The organism is Micromonospora sp. L32, assembly GCF_052068055.1.
In the GTDB taxonomy this organism is placed as follows: Bacteria; Actinomycetota; Actinomycetes; order Mycobacteriales; family Micromonosporaceae; genus Micromonospora; species Micromonospora purpureochromogenes.
Genome location: NZ_JBQHDD010000007.1, coordinates 262,584 through 282,935 on the forward strand (window position 1 = coordinate 262,584; position 20,352 = coordinate 282,935).

At 70.9% G+C, this 20,352-nt stretch carries 17 protein-coding genes and 1 pseudogene; 9 read left to right on the forward strand and 9 right to left on the reverse strand.

What is annotated here, in order from left to right:
- Positions 1-117: 117 nt before the first annotated feature.
- Positions 118-546 carry a PPOX class F420-dependent oxidoreductase gene (locus ACTMTB_RS20795; RefSeq protein ID WP_441147955.1) on the reverse strand — a complete coding sequence of 143 codons (429 nt, stop codon included), beginning with the start codon at positions 544-546 and terminating at the stop codon, positions 118-120.
- A gap of 975 nt (positions 547-1,521) precedes the next feature.
- On the opposite strand from ACTMTB_RS20795, the gene ACTMTB_RS20800 reads away from it, so the two are divergent.
- Together ACTMTB_RS20800 and ACTMTB_RS20805 are read left to right on the forward strand one after the other, a co-directional pair.
- Positions 1,522-1,680 carry a hypothetical protein gene (locus ACTMTB_RS20800; RefSeq protein WP_441147956.1) on the forward strand — a complete coding sequence of 53 codons (159 nt, stop codon included), beginning with the start codon at positions 1,522-1,524 and terminating at the stop codon, positions 1,678-1,680.
- 325 nt (positions 1,681-2,005) lie between these two features.
- Positions 2,006-2,260, forward strand: coding sequence for a hypothetical protein (locus ACTMTB_RS20805; RefSeq protein ID WP_441147957.1), 255 nt, complete (start codon positions 2,006-2,008; stop codon positions 2,258-2,260).
- A gap of 350 nt (positions 2,261-2,610) precedes the next feature.
- Here ACTMTB_RS20805 and ACTMTB_RS20810 read toward each other — a convergent pair whose 3' ends face one another.
- The 3 genes from ACTMTB_RS20810 to ACTMTB_RS20820 all read right to left on the reverse strand — a co-directional run bounded on the left by ACTMTB_RS20810 (position 2,611) and on the right by ACTMTB_RS20820 (position 5,143).
- Complete coding sequence (locus ACTMTB_RS20810) at positions 2,611-3,228, reverse strand: hypothetical protein (protein WP_441147958.1); 618 nt, start codon at positions 3,226-3,228, stop codon at positions 2,611-2,613.
- A gap of 438 nt (positions 3,229-3,666) precedes the next feature.
- Positions 3,667-4,488 (reverse strand): FG-GAP repeat domain-containing protein, encoded by an 822-nt coding sequence (locus tag ACTMTB_RS20815; protein ID WP_441147959.1) that lies wholly within the window; start codon positions 4,486-4,488, stop codon positions 3,667-3,669.
- A gap of 481 nt (positions 4,489-4,969) precedes the next feature.
- Positions 4,970-5,143, reverse strand: coding sequence for a hypothetical protein (locus ACTMTB_RS20820; protein WP_441147960.1), 174 nt, complete (start codon positions 5,141-5,143; stop codon positions 4,970-4,972).
- A gap of 791 nt (positions 5,144-5,934) precedes the next feature.
- Between ACTMTB_RS20820 and ACTMTB_RS20825 the strand changes: the two genes are divergently transcribed.
- The gene (locus tag ACTMTB_RS20825; protein WP_441147961.1) at positions 5,935-7,065 is read left to right on the forward strand and encodes a helix-turn-helix domain-containing protein; all 1,131 of its coding nucleotides are present in this window, start codon (positions 5,935-5,937) and stop codon (positions 7,063-7,065) included.
- Positions 7,062-7,643 carry an HD domain-containing protein gene (locus ACTMTB_RS20830; RefSeq protein ID WP_441147962.1) on the forward strand — a complete coding sequence of 194 codons (582 nt, stop codon included), beginning with the start codon at positions 7,062-7,064 and terminating at the stop codon, positions 7,641-7,643. The genes ACTMTB_RS20825 and ACTMTB_RS20830 overlap by 4 nt, the downstream gene beginning before the upstream one ends.
- 41 nt (positions 7,644-7,684) lie before the next feature.
- Here ACTMTB_RS20830 and ACTMTB_RS20835 read toward each other — a convergent pair whose 3' ends face one another.
- From ACTMTB_RS20835 to ACTMTB_RS20850, 4 genes are all read right to left on the reverse strand, one after another.
- Positions 7,685-9,400: a CDP-glycerol glycerophosphotransferase family protein gene (locus tag ACTMTB_RS20835; protein ID WP_441147963.1), complete on the reverse strand. Its 1,716-nt coding sequence runs from the start codon at positions 9,398-9,400 to the stop codon at positions 7,685-7,687.
- 27 nt (positions 9,401-9,427) lie between these two features.
- Positions 9,428-10,939: a D-ribitol-5-phosphate cytidylyltransferase gene (locus ACTMTB_RS20840; RefSeq protein ID WP_441147964.1), complete on the reverse strand. Its 1,512-nt coding sequence runs from the start codon at positions 10,937-10,939 to the stop codon at positions 9,428-9,430.
- A 113-nt stretch (positions 10,940-11,052) separates the two neighbouring features.
- On the reverse strand, positions 11,053-11,871 hold the full coding sequence (locus tag ACTMTB_RS20845; RefSeq protein WP_441147965.1) for an ABC transporter ATP-binding protein: 819 nt from the start codon (positions 11,869-11,871) through the stop codon (positions 11,053-11,055).
- Positions 11,864-12,757 (reverse strand): ABC transporter permease, encoded by an 894-nt coding sequence (locus ACTMTB_RS20850; protein WP_441147966.1) that lies wholly within the window; start codon positions 12,755-12,757, stop codon positions 11,864-11,866. Before ACTMTB_RS20850 ends, ACTMTB_RS20845 begins: the two co-directional genes overlap by 8 nt.
- A 215-nt stretch (positions 12,758-12,972) precedes the next feature.
- Between ACTMTB_RS20850 and ACTMTB_RS20855 the strand changes: the two genes are divergently transcribed.
- From ACTMTB_RS20855 to ACTMTB_RS20865, 3 genes are all read left to right on the forward strand, one after another.
- Positions 12,973-13,572 (forward strand): TetR/AcrR family transcriptional regulator, encoded by a 600-nt coding sequence (locus tag ACTMTB_RS20855; RefSeq protein WP_441148128.1) that lies wholly within the window; start codon positions 12,973-12,975, stop codon positions 13,570-13,572.
- A gap of 170 nt (positions 13,573-13,742) precedes the next feature.
- Complete coding sequence (locus ACTMTB_RS20860; protein ID WP_441147967.1) at positions 13,743-15,827, forward strand: DUF6077 domain-containing protein; 2,085 nt, start codon at positions 13,743-13,745, stop codon at positions 15,825-15,827.
- A 219-nt stretch (positions 15,828-16,046) separates the two neighbouring features.
- On the forward strand, positions 16,047-17,804 hold the full coding sequence (locus ACTMTB_RS20865; RefSeq protein ID WP_441147968.1) for a CDP-glycerol glycerophosphotransferase family protein: 1,758 nt from the start codon (positions 16,047-16,049) through the stop codon (positions 17,802-17,804).
- 58 nt (positions 17,805-17,862) lie between these two features.
- Here ACTMTB_RS20865 and ACTMTB_RS20870 read toward each other — a convergent pair whose 3' ends face one another.
- Entirely contained in the window at positions 17,863-18,201 is a 339-nt protein-coding gene (locus tag ACTMTB_RS20870) for a DUF952 domain-containing protein (protein ID WP_441147969.1), read from the reverse strand.
- Between the two features lie 88 nt (positions 18,202-18,289).
- On the opposite strand from ACTMTB_RS20870, the gene ACTMTB_RS20875 reads away from it, so the two are divergent.
- On the forward strand, positions 18,290-18,946 hold the full coding sequence (locus ACTMTB_RS20875; protein WP_088962950.1) for a response regulator transcription factor: 657 nt from the start codon (positions 18,290-18,292) through the stop codon (positions 18,944-18,946).
- 10 nt (positions 18,947-18,956) lie between these two features.
- A pseudogene (locus ACTMTB_RS20880) lies at positions 18,957-20,315 on the forward strand (ATP-binding protein); the annotation flags it as partial.
- Positions 20,316-20,352: the final 37 nt, after the last annotated feature.

A 20,352-nucleotide genomic window follows, 5' to 3' on the forward strand; every position in this document is an offset into this window, starting at 1 on the left:
ATGCCGGACCTCGCCACGGCGCCGCTCAGCTCGGCTGCCACGCCGCCTGCTGTCGTGACGGGTCGGCCGCAGGCGGCACGTTCGATGCTTCTTCGCTGCTTCCGCGCGGGCGGTCGCTCAGTCGGAGATGCCGGTGTGCCCGACGACCTTCTCCACGGTCAGGCGCACCAGCAGCTCGCCCGGCACGGCGTTGCGCGCCCCGTATGCCTCGGCCAGGTCCGGCCCCATGTAGCGCTCGGCGATCCGGATCGCCCACCGCCGCATCTCGGGCAGGTCCTCGGTGATCGTCGCGCGCCCACGCAGCGTCACGAACGCGTACGGCGGTTTCTCGTCGTCGACGCACAGCACGGCCCTGCCGTCGCGGGCGAGGTTGCGGCCCTTCACCGAGGTCTTGCCGGTGTTGAACAGCACGTCGTCGCCGTCGAGTACGAACCACACTGGGACGACGTGCGGCGAGCCGTCGGCCCGGGTCGTCGCGAGCTTGCCGGTGCGGGTGCCGTACGAGACGAACTGCTGCCACTCCCCGTCGATCATCGACTTCGCCATGCGGCCATTATGGTGCCGTCCGGCGTCTCAACCATCGCAGACTGCTGCTGCCTGACGCCTCGCCTACAAGGCGCTTTCGTCAAGAGTCGTAGCGTCCGCTGGCGTCCACCAGGTTCGGGTCGGAGCCGACGCCCGTTCGCACTCATCTGGCTTCGGCCGCCATCGTTGATGTCAACGAGTGATGTCAGCCGCTGTTGTCGGCTCCCTGCCGCTGGTAGAACCGCTGGATGGATCAACTGACCGACCCGGTTGCCGGGCTCGACGAGGTCCCGTGGGAGTCGCTGCACCACGCGTATGGGCCGGCCGTCGACGTACCGGAACAGTTGCGGGCGTTGCGCTCGGCGGAGGTGCCGGTCCGGCGCCGTGCCTTGTCCGAGCTGTTCGGCAACGTCTACCACCAGGGCACGCGGTGGGGGGCAAGTTGTCACGTGGTGCCGTTCCTGGTGGCGCTCGCTGACGACCCGGACACCCCGGACCGGGCAGCGGTGGCCGACCTGCTCCGTTCGGTGGTGCTCGGCGACCGGCGCGACGACGAGCTGCCGTTCGACCCGCGGCGGACCTTCGCCGCCGCCGAGGGGATCACCGACGACCAGGCGGCCCTGGTGGAGCGGCATCTGGAGGCCGAGGACCTGTTCGAGCACGAGGAGGTTGCGGAGCTGGCTGACAACGTGGCGGTCCGCTGGGAGGCCGACGCCTTCCATGCTGGAGCCCGGCACACCGACCGGTACGTCCGCTGGCTCACCGATCCGGACCCGCAGTTGGCCGCGTACGCCGCCGAACTACTCGTCTGGTTCGCACCTGACGAGGCCGCGTTGGCCGGGCTCATCTCGGTCCCTGGTGACGAGGCCCGCGCCGCCACCCGGGCGAGCGCCAACCTGACCCTCGCCCACTGTCCGGTCGGCTCGGAGCGGATCGACGCCCGCCTTCCGCGAGCTGCTGTCCGCGAATACAGCGGTCGTCCGGGTCACGGCGGCGGTGGGACTGGCGTACCGGCTCGGCGACCAGCTACCCGACTTGGCCCTCGACGTCCTCACCGACGCCCGCAGCTCCGACGTCGATGCCGAAGTACCCGGCTGGGACCGGTCGGTGCGCGGGTTCGTGGCCCTCGCGTTGCACCGGCTCGGTCTCGGCTGACTTGTCGCTGCGACACACGGTTCAGGAACGGGTTTGCACTTCCTGCTGGACGCGGCCCCAGCTGCGGAAACGTAATTAGCCCCGCAGGAGCTTGCTTGACCAGTCCCCGCATAGTCGGGATCTTCAACCGTTGTGGTCCGGTCCCCACCCACGTAGGTCGTCGGGCAGGTGTGCGCGCGAACGCGGTGTGCAACGATGATCGGCATGTCGACTCCACGAAAGGGCAATGCCGCGTAGGCGCCCCACACAACTGCGTGCCGACTCCATTTACCGGCGACGGCTTGACGGGTCAACCTCTGTCATCCCCGGGCTCTCGGTCCGGGGCTTGAGAGCCATCGCCTACCTCGAACGCACCCGCCTCTGGAACCAGGCCGTGTCTGATGCACTGCGGACCTGGTCATGGTTCGTGCGCCACCCTTCGCATCGCTTGTGGGACCCCACTGCCGTCTGTGGGGTGATGGAGTGCTGTCCGAACCCGCCCGAGCTGCGCTGGATCCTGGACGTCGCCGTTGCCGTCCTGCCGCCGAAGGACGCCCGAACCGTCCGCAAGCAGATCGCAGCCCTCGATGAGCTGTGGTGACACGCCGCAACGGCATCTCGTCGGCTCGGGCGCCTCCGACCCGTCGTTCATGACCCCGTCGGATGTCAACGCCTGCGCGCCGCAGTATGGCTGCATCTGCCTACCCCTACCTGTCCGCGTCTCCTCGACGTAGGCGAGGGCTGCCTGACCGGCTCGCCGCTACCGCTCGTCGGCCTAGGCAGGGGCGGTCGTGCAGGAACCAGGCGTCGCTGCGTTGGTCTCTGTTGCAGCTAGGGTTCGGCTGTACCGTGCTCCGGACCACCAAGCCGCGCTGACCAGACGGCAAGACCATGGCCCCGGCGCTGGGCGCCGGGGCCATCGAGCCCATTCATCCTGGCGGAGGCTGGTCATCAGCTCCCGGAGTCCGGGAACAGGTACAGGTCGAACCACGTCTCCTGGTTGTCAAGCAGCAACTGCTGGCTGCCGTAGAGGCTGGGGGGGCCAGCATGGGTGCCGGTGAGGGTGTAGAGGCCCGGATCGACGGCGAATTGGAAGCCACCGTCGGGGCCAGTGACAACCTCGATCCCAGCCGGCTCCAGCCGGATCGTCGCCCCCTCCACCGGCAGCCAGGTGGTCGCGTCGAGCGCTTGGCCCTTGAGGTTCGAGATGGCGGACACCGTGAAGGTTCCCTGCGTCATGGGGCTGAGCCGGCCGTGGCGGTCGACCGCCACCGCGTACATCGGATGCTCACCGCCCACGCTGCCGACGTCGATCGTCACATTGGCCGTACCATCCGGCGCCGCTGGGACCTCGCTGTCCAGCTTGGTGTCGTCGACGCTGTACCGGAACCTGGTCACCGTGGTGTCCCCGTTCGCGTCGAACCGAATGGCGATCTGGCCACCTCCGGCGACGCTGTCCCCGTTCGGGAAGCTGATCGCCGGTTGGAGGGGCACCTTCGTCCCGCCTGCCCGCCCGACGGCCGCCGACGCTGGCGACGCCACCAGCGTCGTACCGGCGGCCAGCAGCATCAGCGACGCGGCGGTTGCAGCGAGCGCGCGGCGAGTAGCACCGGTCCGCGCCCCCGAGGTTAGTCCGACAAACATTCCAGCCCCCGCATCATCAGAACGTCACGGCGCGATCAACCTAGCCAGCAAGATGATCTCCGTCAACGTCTTTCGACGCGGTGCGAATGGACCTGTGGGAAGCACTCAAGCGCCTCGGCGATTCCCTCGGCACTTGACCATTGCTGTACTTAGCTGCTGTACGGCAGCAGAAAGGCCAGCTCCCAATACTGGGCAGTGGCCTTTGACCTGCCTGCGCGATACTGGGATCGAACCAGTGACCTCTACCGGCCACCGCTGTCATATCGATGCCTGTTCGCTGTTTCTTCCGCCGAGCCGCCCGAGCCTGTGGAGCACTCGGGCGGCTGCTGACAGTGGCCGCCCTCGGCGGACGCTTGGGCAGGTTCAACTAGCCAGGAAGTACCACTCCATCCCGACACTGATCACCGAAGGTGAGGCGTACCCTCCGCTTCCGTTGCCGTGGTAGCGGTAGAGATCGCCGTTCGAGTGCAGGGCGACCAGGTCGCCCTTGCCGTCGCGGTTGAAGTCTCCGAGTCCGGCGATGTCAATGAAGTTGCCCCAGCCGCAGCCGACCTGCACGCCGCTGCTGAAACCTCCGCTGCCGTTACCGTTGAAGCGATACAGACAGTTGTTGCCGTTATTGATACCGACGAGGTCGGCGTTGCCGTCACCGTTCAGGTCGCCCGCGCCCGTCAGCGCGCCTGCGTACAGGCTCCAGCCGCTGCAGCCTAGTTGCACGCCCGTGCCGAACCCGCCGTTGCCGTTGCCGTACCAGCGGTACAGGCAGTCGTTGTTCCCGTTGACGGCAACGAGGTCGCCGTTGCCGTCGTTGTTCAGGTCGCCGGCACCGGCAAGGCTGTAGGGGCCCCAACCGCATCCGAGTTGCGTCCCTCCGCTGACCGTGCCGTCGCCGTCTCCGTACCAGCGGTACAGGCAGCCGTTGTCGTAGTGGATGGAGACAAGATCACCGACACCGTCCCGGTTCAGGTCGCCCGGAGCGGACAGGTCGTACCTGTAGGGAAACCATCCGAAGCCGACATCGGCCCAACGGTCGACACCGCCGCTACCGTCACCCACCTGGACCATCATGCCGCCGCTGGACAAGATGAACGGAATGTCGCTGACACCGTCGCGGCTGAAGTCGTTTCGCTTGTCATAAATCGTGGCCTGTGCAGGACTTCCCACCAGGGCGACCGCCGCAGCCATGGCGGCTACAACGACGAACCCAATCCATCTACGCAAGGACGTGCTCCTCCCCCGAGAAGGCGTTCCCCCACATCCATGTGGGTGAATCACCAGGCCGGACGCTATCACCGCCGACATCTCCTCGGGGGGCAGCGGATCTCGCCCTCAAGCGTTACATCGCCCGTGAAGCCTTCACCCACCTCGCTCGCCCGGCCCGAGCTGTGGACCTACCGCTACGGCGGATGCCAAGATCCCTCGGTGCTTGCTGCCTTCTCGCTGCCTTCGGGCAACGAGTGACCCTCAGATAAGAGCCAAGGACCCTCGTTTGAGGGGCCTTGAGCTCACCTATTCATGGTGAGGCGATACTGGGACGAACCAGTGACCACTTCGGTGTGAACTTCGGCAAGGCGGTCGGTTCGGGCTTGATGCGAGGTCAGATGGCCTGCTGACGCGTCCGGCTCGGCTGACACGGTTGCTTTACTTCGCTGCTGTACGGCTGGCATCACACGATGCGCTGGACACGGACCTTCGGGCGCTCGTTCTTCAGGTGGCCTTGCTTGTGCTGGCGGACCTGCTCGTCCCAGACCGCCTGGTCGTAGTCCGGGTCGGGTGGGATCCACCTGTGCGAGCCGTCGCTGTAGTGGAACTTCTCGTCCCCGGGCCGCAGGAGGCTCATCGGATCCAGCCGAGAAAGCGTCGGTGTAGCACGCCTGCCGGCACCCAGGACAGATCCGGCGCGGCACGCACCAGTTGGGCACCCATGTAGAGGGCCAGGGACACCGGCGCGCCGTCGAATTCTGCGCGCAGCTCTCGCTGCCGCGTGCGACAGGGCCAGGGCGCGTCGCAGCCGCCGCAGCTCCAGATCGGCAAAACAGGCCCGTGTGCGGTCACCGGCGGCCCCCGAGCACTGTCGCGGTCAGATGCCGCGCCCGCCGGCTGGTCGCCCACTCAACCTGCCAGCATGGGTACGGCGTGAGCCGAGCCCACCACGCCCGGCACCCGGTGCACATGCCGTCCATCCCTGGCAGATGCGTGGTCAGAATCCGCCGCTCCTGGTCGTTGCTCACTGCTCCTCCTGGGTGGGCCAGTGACCACGGTTGATCGGGATGCGGTGTCGGTTGCGGCACGGAAGATCGGCTCCGCATCGGCAGACCCACTTCCACCTCCGCCAGGACCACACCGGGCGGTGCCGCCGGGCCAGGCTCATCGCGACTGCGCTCAGGTACTGGTCGTAGGAGACTCGCCGCGGCGGTGTCCTGTCCCGCATTGCTTTCTCCCTCCGCCGGGCAACGCGACATGGCCGACCCCGAACCACGGGACCGGGTCTGGAACGTTCGGTAACTGCGACGCTACGATCACGGCGACGGCCGTTGGACTCACCAGCAGTACGAGTGAGCAGGCCACATGTCCCGGCCACGAGGGGTTCTGGCGGGGAACGTCAACCACCAGTCGACGTAGGGACATCGGATGGCGGGTCGCGGACGATCAACGCCACAGCGCGGCGAGGTTACCGGCTATCTGCTGAAGCTGATCCGGGAGTCGATCCCGCTCACGCAGGAACAGCTCGCCGTGGAGTTGGGCGTCGACCGTGCGACGGTGCAGAGCTGGGAGTCCGGACGGCGGCCCTTCACGGCCGTGCCGTTCGGTCAGGCGATCGCGACCCGCCAGCGGCTCGGACGGCTCGGAGCAAACACGACGCTGCTCGCCGCCCTCGACGACGCCGCTGAAGCGGACTTCATCCTCACGGCGATCCTGGACAACCAGGTGGAACGCACCGACGTGGCCGAGCAGCCGCTCGGCTGGTCCGTCCTCACCCACCGCCTGACCGACATGATCCTCTGGGCGGTTCTGGGGCAGCCCCCCACCTTCGTCAGATGCCTTTCCAGACCGCAACGCCGGCGAGGCCCGGTGACCGCCGGGCCGATCTTGCCCATCGGCCAGCGACGCGCCTTCTTCGCGCACCTGCACGTGCTCGCCGAGCGTTCCACCGTCGGGCGCCACCCGAACGTCCTGCTACACCGCCAATCCTGCTTCCTCGCCGGCATGGACCCCACCGGGGCGTCCGCGGCCTGGCTCTCCCAGAGCAACGCCCGCTCAGCCCGCCGGACAACCACCTTCCATACCTGGTCACCGCTGTGGCCCGATGCGCGCTCGGTCGTCACTTCGCTGGCGAACCAGGGCGACCCGGAACCACTACGAGACTTCATCGCCCGCGCGCACCCGGACGACGCCTGCGAGCGGGCCGCCCTCAACTACTCGGCCTACTGGGTCGGCGAGATCCCCTGTCGCCAACGAGACGACTCATTTATGGCTGCTGTTCATCCCGACTGGCGAGGCTCCCTGCTTTTCCGTCATCTGGTCGAGCGCCTCGAAGCAGGGCACCCGTTCGTGGACCTCAACATCCACAACGTCTGGTCCCTGCTCACCGCACGTCGCGGCCTCGCCCTTGACGACCCCGGCACCGGGCAGGCGCTCGTCGACCGCAGTACTGCACTCCTGGACTGCGACCGAGTCTCCGCGCAGTCCCGGCAGGAACTAACGTCTATCGTCTACAGCCTCCGAGCAGACGGACTCACCGGCACAGGGACGGGCAGATGAGCGACGACCACGGCGCCGCCGGAGCCATGAGCTTCGTCTTCGAAGCCGGCGTACTCAAACGCGCCGCCCGCACCGGCTGGTGGTTCGCTGGCGTCAAGCACCCCGAGTCCATCGCTGAGCACTCGTTCCGTACGGGGCTCATCGGGATGATGCTCGCCGCCATGGAGGGCGCCGACCCGGCGCGGGTGTCGATGCTGTGCCTCCTGCACGACACTCAGGAAACCCGGATCACCGACATCCCTCACATCGCCAAGCGCTACCTCACCGCCGCACCCAACACCGCCGTCACGGCCGACCAGGTTGCGGCCTGCCCGCCAGCCGTGGCCGACATCATCACCGCGGCCGTCGCCGAGTACGAAGCCGGCGAATCCCTGGAGGCCGTCGTCGCCCGCGACGCCGACAAGCTCGAATGCCTCGTCCAAGCCGTCGAGTACCGCCACCAAGGCGTCGACAACGTCCAGCGCTGGATCGACAGCTCCCGCGCGGCGCTCACGACCACATCCGCTCACCGCCTCGCCGACGCGGCACTCAGCGGACAACCCCTCGCCTGGCTCAATCCACCCCGACAGCCGGAGTAGGCAGGAACCCACTTGTCCTGGAGGCCGGTGCACGCAGACGTTCAGGCGGTGGGGGAGAGGGATGACCCCTCCTGCGCCACCGCGTCGGCGGCGCGGGGCGACGGGGGCTCCCAACCCGGCTCCAGCTCGCGCCGGGCCGCCTCGAGGAACCCCTCGGCGTACGAGTCGGCCGGGAAGTCGCCGAGGTAGCGGCGGCGGGTCTCCCACCGGGCCGGGGCCAGCGGATCGGTGTCCAGCAGCCGGGTCAGCACGTCGTCCACGTTGGACATGTCCCGCCGCAACACGTAACCGGAGCCGGCGAGGGGGAACCGTGCCACGAAGTCGTCGCCGTCCACCCCCATGTCGGTCACCGCGTACGGCTTGCCGGAGTAGAGGAAGTCGGAGATCACCCCGGAGACGTCGGAGACCAGGGCGTCCGCCCGGTTGACGCACTCGACCAGGGACAGCTCCCGGCTCGCCGCGGCCCCCCAGAGGTGTTGCCGGCCGGTGCGGGCGCGGTCGGCAGCCAGCAGCTCGGTCAGCCGGGCCAGTTGCCGGGCCGAGGCCGGGTTCTGCGAGGTGTACGGGTGGGCCCGCAGGATCACCGTCGCCCCCCGGTCCAGCAGCCGTTGCAGCAGCGTCTCGGCCACCGGCAGGGAGCAGTAGTTGGCGTCGGCGTGGTGCCCCGTCCAGGTCGGGGTGTAGAGCACGGTCGGGTGCGCCAGGCCGGTGACCGCCTCGGTGCGTACCTCGATCGCCTCGACCTGCGGGCGGCCGACCACGACGAACTTCTCCGCCGGGATCTCCACCCCGGCGCGGGCGTACCGTTCGACGGCGGCCGGACCGGCCACGAAGATCCGGTCGAAGATCGCCGACACCGGGTTGGCGCTCGGCGCCTTGTCGCTGTCGCCGTGGTGCAGCTGCACGTGGGTGAGCTGGGAGAAGCGGATGCAGTGGCTGTTCTTCGCGCCGTGGTTGACGTAGAACGCCACCCGCAGGCTCGGCACCAGCGCCTCGTCCATCGCCTTGAGCGTCGGGCAGTAGACGACGGGGGCGCTCGTCGCGGCGGCGACGGTCGGCAGGAACTCCGGCTCCCGCAGTAGCACCATGAACGGCCGGCCGAGCCGCTCCAGGTACGGCAGCCACATGGTGACCTGGTACTCGGAGCCGGGGGGAGCGGAGAAGTAGAGCAGGAACTCCGGCTGGTGCGCCCGCAGCGCCCGGGCGACCGGCCCGCCGCCCGCCGCCGGCCGGAACCGCCGGCGGGCCAGGTCGAGCCCGACCGCCGCGCACGCGCCGGCCACCAGCAGGCTGGCGGCCAGCGCGACGACGGCGGGAAGGGCGAGCGCGGCGCACACCGCCACCACCCCCAGCAGGGCCAGCAGCGCGCCGCCGAGTCGCGCGGCGACCAGCGGGGTCCAGGTGCGCACCGGCAGGTTCGCCGCCCGGATCTCCAGGTTGCCGGCGTCGCGCAGCGGCCCGACCAGCAGCACCAGGCCGAGCAGCGCCAGCGCGGTGAGCACCAGCGCCGGGTCGAAGCCGCCGTCGAGCCGGCGGGCGTACCCGACCAGGATCCCGGCGGCGAGCAGCACCGACTCGGCGCTGATGTCGGCGCCCGGCCGGACCCGGCGCTCCGCCGCGGCCGCGACGAGCGCGGCCACCGCCAGCGCCAGACCCCAGCCGGTGGCGCCGGTCAGCGCCACCAGCAGGAACGCGACCACGGCCAGACCGGTGGTTAGGCCCCGCGCGATCAGTTTGCTGACCAGGTCACCACGCATGTCGCCCACTCGCCTCCGGGTCGCGGGTCAGCCGGCGTCGACGCCGCTGGCCAGCCGGTCCTGGTCGGCGGCGGTGGGCTGCGCCGGCACCGGGGCCGGCTCGCCCGGCGCCCGGCGTACGTCGATCACCTGGCCGGTCAGGTCGGAGATCAGCACGTCCAGCGAAGACTGGGCCACCGTCTCGGCGGCGAGCAGGGTGTGCTCGGGCTCCTCGCCGAAGGCCTTGGTGCGCATCGGGGTGGCGGTGCGCTCCGGGTTGATGCAGTTGACCCGTACGCCGAACTCGGCCCACTCGTCGGCCAGCGCCTGGGTCAGGTTGACCAGGGCCGCCTTGGTGGCGGAGTAGAGGGCGTACTGGGCCCGGCCCCGGGTGTAGGAGCTGGACGTGTAGAGCAGCAGCTGACCCTTGGTCTGCTGCAGGTACGGCAGCGACTGCCGGGCGGCGATGACCGGGCCGACGAAGTTGACCTGGAGCACCCGGTCCATCGTCTCCTGGTCCATGTCGGTCAGCGAGCCCTTCTCCAGGATGCCGGCGGTGACCACCACGTGGTCGATCCGGCCGGTCGCCTCGAAGGCGGTCTTCAGCGCGGCCTCGACGTCCTCGGCGCGCTCGACGTGGGTGCCGGTGGAGGAGCGGCTGAACGGGAAGACCTGAGCGCCGTAGCGGCGGGCCAGCTCGGCCAGGTCGTGGCCGATGCCGTAGCTGCCGCCGAAGATGACGATCGTCCGGCCGGTCAGCTCCTCGGTGTAGCTGCGGTGGTCGGTCAGCCGGGGCGCCTGGGCGGCGGCGAGCTGGAAGAGCTTGTCCGCCAGGTGCACGTCGACCGGGTGGGTGACCTTGATGTTCTCGTCCGAGCCGTCGATCACCTTGATCGGCGTGCCGGGCAGGTAGCGCAGCACCACGCCGCAGTCGTCGGTGGCGGCGAAGTCCGGGTCACCCTCGGCCCGCCGGTACGCCTCCCGGATGGTGCCGGAGCGGAACGCCTGCGGGGTCTGGCCACGGCGCAGCGTGGCGCGGACCGGGATGTCGGTGATGCACTCGTTCTCGTCGACCTGGATGATCGTGTCGGCCGAGGGGATCGCCACGTCGACCGCGGAGTAGGTCCAGAGCGCGTTCACGCACTCCCGCACGATGCGGGCGCTCACCAGCGGCCGGACCGCGTCGTGGAAGAGGATGTTGACGTCGCCCTCACCGACCGCGTCCAGGGCGATCCGGGTGGTGTCGTTGCGGGTGTCGCCGCCCTCGATCACCTTGCTGACCTTGCGGAAGCCGGCCTTGTCGACGATCTGCTGGGCGTCGGCGACGTGGCCGGTGGCCATCAGCACGATGATCTCGTCGATCTCCGCCGCGGCCTCGAAGACGGCCAGGGTGTGCTCGATGATCGGCTTACCGGCGATCTTCAGCAGCTGCTTCGGGATGCCCAGGCCGAGCCGGGTCCCGGTGCCACCGGCCAGCACCACCGCCACCGTCCGCGAGGGCCGCCACGGCGCCGGGGTCTCCGGTGTGGCGTCCGGGCCAGTGGTGTGGTCCTGCGTCATTGCCGATCCTCACTTCCAGGAATGCCTGAACGAAAGATTGCGTCCGAGTGGCGACGGGTTGAACCTTAACGCGCGGACCGCGCCGCCCCAACGGGGCGACGCGGTCCGGGATGTTACTTACCGTTCGAGAACGCCTCGTATGCCCGGATGACCTCGTCGGTCGGTCCGTCCATCCGCAGCACGCCCGATTCCAGCCAGATCGTCCGTTCGCAGGTGTCCCGGATCGAGGAGAGCTGGTGGCTCACCAGGAACACCGTGCCGGCCCCCTCCCGCAGCTCGCGGACCCGCTGCTCGCTGCGCTTGCGGAAGCCCTTGTCGCCGGTGGCGAGCGCCTCGTCGATCAGCAGCACGTCGTGCTTCTTGGCGGCCGCGATGGAGAAGCGCAGCCGGGCCGCCATGCCGGAGGAGTACGTCCGCATCGGCAGGCTGGCGAAGTCGCCCCGCTGGTTGATCCCGGAGAACTCGATGATCTCCGGGGTCATCCGGGCCACGTCGTCCGGGTGCATGCCCATGGCCAGGCAGCCGAGCGTGACGTTCCGCTCACCCGACAGGTCGTTGAGCAGGGCGGCGTTCACGCCGAGCAGCGAGGGCTGGCCTTGGGTGTAGACCGCGCCCCGGTTCACCGGCAGCAGGCCGGCGATGGTGCGCAGCAGGGTGGACTTGCCGGAGCCGTTGCTGCCGATCAGCCCGATCGCCTCGCCCCGGTACGCGGTGAAGGAGACCCCCTTGACCGCGTGCACCTCCTGGATGTTCGGCGCGGAGGACCGCTTCACCAGCCGCCGCAGCGCAGCCACCGGCGTGCTGCCCCCACCGGCGCCCTTGTGCACCCGGTAGATCACGTGCGCATCGTCCACCACCACGGTGGGGATCCGCTCCGTAATCCGGGGCAGCGTGACGGTGGCGTCGTTGGACGCCTCGTAGTGGTCAACCACGGCCGTACTCCTGTTCGCCGCGCCAGAAGTAGATGAAGCCCCCGACACCCGCCAGCACCGCCCACGCCGCGCCGACCAGCCAGAGCTGGGCCAGCGACTCGTTGAGCAGTGGCGCCTGCTCGAGCAGGGAGTAGCGAGCCAGCTCGATGTAGACCAGCATCGGGTTGAACTGGACCACCGTCGTCGCCCAGCCGGGCAGCCGCTCGAAGAGGCTGACGCTGTAGAGGACGCCGGAGCCGTACATCCAGGTGCGCAGGATGAAGGGCATGACCTGCTTCAGGTCGCTGGCCTTCGAGCCCATCCGGGCGACCAGCATCACGATGCCGGCGTTGAAGATCGCCTGGAGCAGCAGCGCCGGGACCACCATCAACCACTTGAGGGTGATCGGCTCGCCGGTCGCCAGCACGATCCCGACCAGCACGACCATCGAGGCCAGCAGCTGCTGGAACTGGGTGACCGTGGCGGCCAGCGGCAGGCTGGCCCGGGGGAAGTGCAGCGCCCGGATCAGCCCGAGGTTGCCGCTGATCGACTGGGTGCCGGCCAGCACCGCGCTCTGGGTGAAGTTGAAGATGAACAGCCCGGTGGTCAGGTACGCGATGAAGTTCGGGATCTCGTTCTGGGCGAGCACGATCCCGAAGATCAGGTAGTAGACCAGGGCGTTGGTGAGCGGGGTCAGCACCTGCCAGACCTGACCCAGCTTGGCGTTGCTGTACGAGGCGACGAGCTTGGCGTTGGCGTACGCGGCGATGAAGTGCCGGTAGGACCACAGCCGGCGGCTGTATTCGGCCAGGGAGGGGCGCTCACCGGCGACCCGTAGTCCGTGCCGGGCGGCCAGCTGCGCCTGGGTCAGGCCCGTTTCGGGGTCGACCAGCGCGGTGTCGGCCATGGAAGGGCACTCCGATCTTTCGTGCCAACGGGATGCTCGCGACGATGGAATCTTACGAGGGACTGTTCGCGGAGGCCGCCTCGTCGCTGCGTGGACGGTAGTCCAAAACACGTCGGGACGCAACCGTACCGTCGTTGCGGTACATTGGCCCACGTGACAGCTGCGGAAGGTCCCCGATGACCAGCGAGAAGAGGCGTACGCCGGCCGGCGCCGCGGTGCTCCGGGGCGACATCACGAAGGCCATCCGGCGCGCGCTGATGCAGGAGCTCGCCGCGGTCGGCTACGGCCGGCTCTCCATCGAGGCGGTGGCCCGCCGGGCCGGGGTCAGCAAGACGGCCATCTACCGGCGGTGGAGTTCCAAGCTCGAACTGGTCCTGGAAAACGTGGTCGCCGCCGCCGGCAGCAAGCTGCCCACGCTGGACACCGGCACCCTCCGCGGCGACCTGGCGCTGCTGTTCCAGGTGATGGCGCACGCGCTGAGCCACCCGCTGGCCTCGCAGATCATCCCCGACCTGCTCGCCGAGGCGGCCCGCAACCCGACCATCGACCAGACCCTGCAGCAGGTGCTCCGGGGCAAGCAGCAGGAGATCGGCGGCCAGCTCATCGGCCGGGCGATCGAGCGCGGCGAGCTGCCGGCCGGCACCGACCCGGACGCCGCGGTCGACCTGATCGTGGGGCCGCTCTACTGGCGGCTCGCCATCGCCCGCACCCCGCTCACCGACACCTACCTCGACACTCTCGCCGAGGCGGTCGCGGCCGGCCTCGGCGCCGAACCGGCACTGCCCCGCCAGCGCGAGGCGCCGGTGTCCGGCTGACCCGGGACAACCCCGTGGACCCCGACGCGTCACCGCCACGCCACCTGTTGGACATCACGAAAAGGTGGTTCCGGCTACTCTGCAACCCGGACCGGAGCCGGGCCGCCCCCGTGGCGCCGCCCGCCGCATGCCTGTCGCGCACATCGCCCACACAACGACAAGGACGACCCGTGTCGAACGCCGACCACGTTGCCGTCGAGGAGCGTCCCGCTCCCGCGGACGCGTCCCCGCAGAGCCCGCACGCGACCGGTCGGCGCCGGCTGTCCGCGCTGATCGCGGCGGCGCCCGCCGCCGTCACCGACGCGGGCGTGGTCGGCTTCGCCCTGTGGACCGTGCTCTACCACGCCGCGTTCCTGTTCAGCCTCCGTCCGTCGGTGACCTTCCTGATCTGGGTGGCGTCCGGCGTCCTGCTGGCCGGCTGGGCGGGGGTGCGCGCCTGGCGGCGCAGCGGCGCGGCCACCGCGTCGACGCCGGTGGCGCCGAGCCCGGCCCCCGCCGCTCACCCGCGCCGCTGGGTGCTGCCGGTGGTGGCGGCCGCCGCCGTGGCGGCGATCACCGCCGGCCTGGCCGGCACGCCGGCCGGGGACGGCATCTCCTGGTGGGTGCCGGCCGCCGCCGGGATGGTCGCGGCCGTCGGCGTGATGCTGCTGACCCGGCGGGCCTGGCTGGCCGGGCCCGCGCCGGAGCCGGCGGCGCCCGCGCCGACCGCGCTCCAGTCGGCGTACGCGCTGCTGATCTCGGTCGGGGTGGCGATCTCCTCGCTGTTCATCGCGCGCAACACCCCCGACGACGTCTACTACGTCGGCAAGTCGGTCTGGGTGGCCGAGCGCGACATCGTCCCGCTCAACGACTTCCTCTTCACCGAGAACGTCGCCCCGGCGATGGGCTCGCAGCCGCCGACCCCCTCCATCGAGGTGTTCGCCGGCGCGCTCGGCCGGGTGCTCGGCATCCACGGCGCCTCCGCGACCTGGTACGTGCTGCTGCCGGCGCTGGCCGTGCTGGCCATCCTGGCGCTCTGGCGGCTGGTCCACCGGTGGGCGCCCCGCCGCCCGGTGCTCGCCTTCAGCGTCGCCGTCGCCTACCTCTACCTGGTGGCCGGGGCGGACGCCGCGCTGGGCACCTTCCACCTGCCCCGGCTCTACGAGGGCAAGGGCATGTTCGTCTCGGCGGTCATCCCGCTGATGTGGCTCTACCTGACCGAGTGGTTCGACACCCGCTCGCGCCGGTCGCTGCTGCTGGTCTTCGCGCTGTCGGTGACCGCCGCCGGCCTGACCACCACCTCGGCGATCATCCTGCCGATGCTGGTCGGCGCGGCGGGGCTGGCCATGCTGCTGGTCGGCCGCTGGAAGGACGCCCTGATCGGCGGGGTGGCCGCCGTCGCGTACCCGATCGGGGCGATCGTGGTGTCCCGGCTGGTGCTCGGCGGGATGAACGCGACCGGCGCGGACGACGCCTTCTTCGACGCCGAGTACACCTACCGGCGGACGCTGCTGGTGGGGATCGTCGGCGTGATCAGCGGCCTGGCGCTCTGGTGCGGCCCGCTGCTGGCCCGGCGCCGCACCCCGGCGCTGCTGGCCGCCGGCGCCACCCTGACGATGAGCGTGCTGCTGATCCCCGGCGTGCTGGAGGTGCTGGGCGATCTCAGCGGCATCTCCGTGGTGCTCTGGCGGGTGCCCTGGCTGCTGGCCCTGCCGGCGCTGATCGGCCTGCTCTGCACGGTGGACGTCCCGTCACCCGCGCCGCTGCTGCGCGGCGCGGTCGGGGCCGTGCTCGCGGCGGCGATGGTCGCCTGCTTCGCGATCTGGGCCACTCCGATGTGGTCGCCGGAGAGCTGGGTGGAGACCCACGACCGGCCCACCTGGAAGCTGCCCCAGCAGCGGCAGAAGATCGCGTTCTGGATCTCCGACCAGGACCGGCCGGACGGCCTCCTGCTCGCCCCGTCGGTGATCATGCGGACCTCGCTGATCGTCACCAGCGAGGTCCGGGTGGTCCTGCCGCGCGACTTCTACCTGGTCGAGTACGACCTCAACTCGGACTTCGCCAAGGACCGGCTGCTGCTCGCCAGGTTCGCCGACGGCCGGATCCAGCCCCCGAAGGACCAGGTGGCCACGGCGGTGCGGCGGGTCGGCGTGGGCACCATCTGCGTCTACAACGGCAACCGGTACGCCCGCGACACCGTGGTCGACCTCGGCTTTGAGGAGTTCGCCGCGCGCAAGGGGCCGGGGGCGATGACCTGCTACCGACCGGCCGGCTGAGCGGTCCGACACCCACGCCCCGGCGGCGCGCCGGCCCGGGTCGCGGCGACGATGATCGTTCCCGACACCCGAGCGACGCCGGGGCATCCACTCGCGTTAAGGTCGCAGTCACCCGCAGCCGGGTCGAACCGGACACGGCGCGGGAAATACCACCCACGTCGCGGCGTGACGTCGACGACACGGGCAACGCCCGTCATCGATCTCATAGGAGCGTAACCGTTGTTCGGCACGTTAATGGAACGCATCGGCGTCGCCGCCCGTGGCGCGCTGCTGGTGCTGTCCTATCTGGTCATGCTCGTCGCGGGCGCCCTCGGCTGGGTGCCCGTCTTCGCCGTGGCCGGGCTGGCCGCCGTCGTCGGTGAGTTCGCCCTCTCCCGGTGGTCGCCGCCGTCGGACCTCCTGCTGGAGAAGGTCGGCCTCAACCGGGGCTACCGGCAGCTCAGCCGCGACCTGGCCACGGTGCTGCTGGTCGCCGCGACCGTCCGGCTGACCGCGATCGAGGTGACCTGGCTGCTGATCCTGCCGGCCGTGGTGTGGGTGATCGCCGTCTTCTCCGGCGCGCTCAACACGATGATCGACCGTCGCAACCCGATCTCCGCGCTGGTCCGCAACATCGAGCTGGGCCCGATCCGGTCCGCGCCGCGCCCGCCGCAGTGGGCGTCCGACCTCGCCGGCGTCCCGCTGGCGGTGGCGAACGTGCTGCTGATCCCGGCCGCCGTGGTGGCCGCGGTCCAGGACGACGTCACCCCGGTCCTGGTCGTCGGCGCGGTGGCCGTCATCGCCGCCGCGGCGGTCGGCGCGATCATCGCCCTCACCTGGCTGCGCGGCCGGGGCACCGGCAAGAGCCCGGTGCTGCCGGTGCTCCAGCGCTGGCTGGACAGCTACCGGCCCGAGGTGGCGCTCTACTTCGCCGGCCCCGCCAAGGACGTCTACCAGGCCAACATGTGGCTGGCCCCGACCGAGGCGCTGAACCAGCGCGGCATCGTGCTGATGCGCAGCAAGGAGGCGTTCCTCGAGCTGGCCGACACCCGGCTGCCGGTGGTCTGCGTACCGGCCGGGGTCGACTTCATGAACCTCGAACTGGGCACCGTCCGCGCCGCGCTCTACGCCGCGAACGTCGGCGCGAACATCCACATGCTCCGCGAGCCGGGCATGAAGCACGTCTTCGTCGGGCACGGCGACAGCGACAAGCAGGCCAGCGTCAACCCCTACAGCAAGGTGTACGACGAGGTGTGGGTCGCCGGCCTCGCCGGCCGGGAGCGCTACGCCCGGGCCGACGTCGGCGTGCGTGACGAGGACATCGTCGAGATCGGACGGCCGCAGCTCGCCGGTGTGCACACCTTCGGCGCGCCCGCGCAGGACCGGCCGTTCACCGTCCTCTACGCCCCCACCTGGGAGGGCTGGCTCGACGACGACCCGTACCACACCTCCGTGGTGCTGATGGGCGAGCGGATCGTCAAGGGACTGCTCGCCACCTCGCCCGCGGTCCGGCTGATCTACAAGCCGCACCCGCTGACCGGCTCCCGTTCCAAGGAGGCCAAGGCCGCGCACGAGCGGATCGTGTCGCTGGTCCGGGCGGCCGGCGGCGACGTCGACGCCACCTCGCTGGACGGCCCCGGCCACCGCGTGGTCACCGGCCGCGTCCCGGCGCTGTTCGACTGCTTCAACCAGACCGACCTGCTGATCAGCGACGTGTCCAGCGTGGTCTCCGACTTCGTGCAGAGCCAGCGGCCGTACGTGGTCGCCAACCCGAGCGGGCTGCCCGAGGACGAGTTCCGCCGGGAGTTCCCGACCTCGCGGGCGGCGTACCTGCTCTCGGTCGACTGCGGCGAGCTGGAGAAGATCCTCGCGCTCACCCGCACCGGCGACGACCCGATGACCGAGGCGCGGCGCGAGCTGAAGACCTACCTGCTCGGCCCGGCCGAGGCGAACCCGATGGACCGGTTCCAGGAGGAGATCGGGCGGCTCTGCCGCTGACCCGGCGCACCAGGAGGCCCGGGACGACGACTCGTCCCGGGCCTCCTCGGCTGCCGGCTCAGCGCAGCAGGTCGGCCACCGCCTCGGCGGCGGGCACGTCCGCCGGCAGCTCCGCGACGCCGGTGACCGCCTCCAGCGGCAGCGCGCCGTAGAGGTGCGGGAACCAGGCGCCGCCGCGGGACTGCTCCCAGCGCAGGTCGTCGCCGAGCAGGTCCTCCTCGACCGTGAGCAGGGCCAGCCCGGTGGCGCCGGCGTAGTGCCGCCGGGCGGTCTCCACGATCTGGTCCGCCGCCGACAGGTGCAGGAACCCGTCCTGGCGGTCCAGGGCCGAGGCGGGGACATACCCGTCCACCCCGGCCCGCGCCCACTCGTCGAGGGTCACCAGTTTGTAGATCATGACGGCAGCGTACGGCCCCGGGCCTCCCGCCCGTCGCGCTCTTCTGCCACCATTCGCACGTCATCCGTACGACGAATGGGGGTCACCCGTGCGCATCCTGCTGGTCGAGGACGACCGTCGGGTGGCCGCCGCCCTCTCCTCGGCGCTGACCCGGCGCGGGTACGAGGTCGAGCACGCCGCCACCGTCGCCGCGGCCCTCTCCGCCGCCCCGTGCGACCTGGTGCTGCTGGACCTGACCCTGCCCGACGGGGACGGCACCGAGGTCTGCCGGGAGCTGCGCCGGCGCAGCAGCCAGCTCGGCATCATCGCGGTGACCGCCCGGGGCGAGGAACGCGACCGGGTGCTCGGCCTGCGGCTGGGCGCCGACGACTACGTGGTGAAGCCCTTCTCGATGGTGGAACTCCAGGCCCGGATAGAGGCGGTGCTGCGCCGCGCGTCGCACACCGTGCCGGAGCGGGATCTGATCGAGGCCGGCGCCGTGCGCATCGACGTCGCCGGCCGTACGGTCACCGTCGCCGGGCGGCCGGTGGCGCTGACCCGCAAGGAGTTCGACATCCTGCTCTCGCTGGCCCGCCAGCCCGGCGTGGCGGTGCCCCGGGACCGGATCCTGCTCGACGTCTGGGGCACCACCTGGGCCGACCGGCACACCGTCGAGGTGCACGTGGGCTCGCTGCGCGGCAAGCTCGGCGAGCCCCGGCTGGTGGAGACCGTGCGCGGGGTCGGCTACCGGCTCCGCGGCGAGTGAGGGGCGGCCGGTGCGTCGCCGACTGGTGATCAGCTACCTGCTGCTGATGGTGCTGGTGCTGCTGGCGTTGGAGACCCCGCTGGCGGCCACCCTCGCCTCCCGGGAGACCGACCGGGTCCGCGCCGACCGGCTCGCCGACGCGACCCGGTTCGCCTCGCTGGCCGGGCCGGCGCTGCGCGGCGGCGTGCCCGGACCGCTCAGCGGCGAACTGGCCGCCTACGAGGAGCTGTACGGCATCGGCGCGGCGGTGGTCGACCGGGACGGCCGTACCGTGGTGGTGTCGCCCGACTGGCGCGCCGGCCGGGACGCCGAGACGGCGCGCGACACGGCCCTGGCGGGCCAGCAGTTCAGCGGGCCGGAGGCGGTCTGGCCGTGGGTGGACGGCCCACTGGTGGTGGCGGTGCCGATCAACGACGGCGGCGAGGTGCTCGGCGCGGTGGTGACCGCCACCCCGGCCGGCAAGGTCCGGCGCACGGTGACGGTCTGGTGGCTGCTGCTGGCCGGGATCGGCCTGCTCGCCGTGCTGGCCTGCGTCTCCACCGCGTTCGGGCTGGCCGGCTGGGTGCTGCGACCGGTGACCGAGCTGGACGCGGTGACCCACGAGATCGCCGAGGGCGACGGGGGTGCGCGGGTGCAGCACCGGCTGGGCCCGCCCGAGCTGCGCCGCCTCGCGGCCAGCTTCAACAACATGGCCGACGCGGTCTCCGACGTGATGGACCGGCAGCGCGCGTTCGTCGCCCACGCCAGCCACCAGCTCCGCAACCCGCTGACCGCGCTGCGACTGCGGGTGGAGGAGCTGGGGCCGAGCCTGACCGACCCGGACGGCCGGGCCGAGCACCGGCTGGCGCTGGAGGAGACCGACCGGCTGGCGCTGGTGCTCGACGCCCTGCTCACCCTGGCCCGGGCGGAGCGGGAGGAGAACCAGCGGGTGACCGTGGACGCCGCGGAGGTCGCCGCCTCGCGGGTCGCCGCGTGGGAGCCGCTGGCCCGGCACCGCTCGGTGGCCCTCCGGCTGCGCGCCCGTGGCCCGGCGTACGCCCGGACCGTGCCCACCGCCGTCGACCAGGCGCTGGACGCGCTGATCGACAACGCGGTGAAGTTCAGCGGGGCCGGGGGAGAGGTCACGGTGACCGTCCGCTACGCCGACGGCGGCACCGCCCTGGAGGTACGCGACACCGGGCCGGGCATGACGCCGGGCCAGCTGGACCAGGCCACCGAGCGGTTCTGGCGGGCGCCGGACGCGCAGAACATCGACGGCGCGGGACTCGGGCTGACCATCGTCGCGGTGCTGGTGGACGCCTCCGACGGGCGGCTGACCATGCGGGCGGGGGAGCCGCGCGGCCTCGTCGCGGAGCTGTGGTTCCCGGCCCCCTGGGACGGCTCGACCAGCGGCGCCGAGGGATCGC